1 protein-coding gene and 1 pseudogene are annotated in these 1,605 nt (G+C 66.5%); both read left to right on the top strand.

Going from position 1 to position 1,605, the window contains the following annotated elements; translation table 11 throughout:
• Positions 1 to 157 (top strand): annotated as a pseudogene (locus EOA27_RS42705) (diaminopropionate ammonia-lyase); the annotation flags it as partial.
• Positions 158 to 314: 157 nt separating this feature from the next.
• A partial coding sequence (locus EOA27_RS35725; RefSeq protein WP_127258642.1) for a PAS domain-containing protein occupies positions 315 to 1,605 on the top strand: 1,291 nt, incomplete at its 3' end.

Here is a 1,605-nt window from a genome sequence, read left to right as displayed (position 1 = left end):
GGTCCGCGCCGCGGGCGACAGGCGCATGCGCGCCGCGCTTGGCCTCGACAGGCGTTCGCGCGTGCTCGTCATCAACTCGGAGGGCGCGACCGACCATGGCCGCTTTGCCGAGCTGGTCGGGATGGCGCCCGAAGAGGTGTTCCTGCAGACTGCCTGAGAGCAGTCTGCCGGCTTTCGTGGCTCGGAAAGCCAATACGCTGCGCGGACCGCTCCTCAACCCCTACAAGGGGGAGATCAAGCAGTTCCACCCCCGGTAACTCTTTCTTCTCTGCTTTCATGCAAGACTGCAGAGACCGGGTGGCACGAACCAAAGTATGGCGGACGACAATAAACGCAACGGCAAGTTCTGGGCGCAGGCGCTTGACCGCGCTCATCTGGGCCTTTGGGACTGGAATCTGTCGGCCGGCGATTGCTACTATTCACCGACTTGGTCGAAGATGCTGGGCTATGAGCCGGGCGAGCTCGCCAACACGCCCGATCTCTGGCTGAAGCTTACCCATCCCGACGACCGCCAGCGCGCGCAGGAAAGCGGCGACCGGCACATTGCGGGTCTCGTCGATTCCATTGAGACCGAGCTGCGCCTGCGCCACAAGAACGGCCACTGGGTCTGGGTTCTCGACCGTGGCGGCATTGTCGAGCGCGACGCCGACGGCAAGCCGCTTCGGCTGATGGGCGTGCAGACCGACATCACCCGCCAGAAGGAAGCCGAGGCGGCGCTCGAGCAGGTCAACGTCCGCTTCCGCCTCGCGCTTGCAGCCAGCGGTACCGGCATCTGGCATCACGATATCGGCACAAGGAAAACCTTCTGGGACGCGCGCACCCGTGAGATATTCGGCCTCGCTGCCGACAAGGACGAGGTGTCGGCCGAGCTCTGGCACACCTATCTTCATCCGGACGATAAGGAAGCCACCGAGCGCGCCCGTCAGATCGTGCCGGGCTCCAACGATGTCGTGGCCTCGCAATACCGCATCATCCGGCGTGACGGCGAGGTCCGTCATCTCGAAACGCTGGTGCGCTTCGTCGCCGATGTCGGCTCGGCCGGGCAGATCTTGGGCACCGTGCGCGACATCACCGAGGAGAAGATGCGCGCCGAGGGACTTGCCTTCGCCGCGCGCCACGACGCCCTGACCGGTCTGCTCAACCGTTCCGCCTTCGACCGGCTGCTCGCCGAGAACATCGCCATGGTCGAGCGCCTGCCGCTGGCGGTGTTTTACGTCGACCTCGACTACTTCAAGGCGCTCAACGACTATGCCGGTCATGCCGCCGGCGACCTGGCGCTGAAGAGCGTCGCGGCGGGCATCCTCGCCAGCCTGCCCGCGTCGGCGCGTGCGGCGCGCCTCGGCGGCGATGAATTCGCGCTGATGGTGCCGAACTGCAATGACGCTTGCGCCGAGCGCATCGCCCGCGGCGTGCTCGCCGCGGTGCGCGATGCCGATCTCGGCTCGGCGGTCACCTCGCGCAGGCTTGCCGCCAGCATCGGCATCGCCTTCGTGCGCGACCGCAACATGAGCGTGGCCGATGCACTCGCCTGCGCCGACGATGCCTGCTACGCCGCCAAGGCCGGTGGCCGCGACCGTTTCGCCGTGTTCTCGCCCGACACGACGT

This window comes from Mesorhizobium sp. M2A.F.Ca.ET.037.01.1.1 (genome assembly GCF_003998075.1).
Classification (GTDB): domain Bacteria; phylum Pseudomonadota; class Alphaproteobacteria; order Rhizobiales; family Rhizobiaceae; genus Mesorhizobium.
Note: the sequence above shows the minus strand (reverse complement) of the source record. Positions and strands in the feature narration are given on the sequence as shown.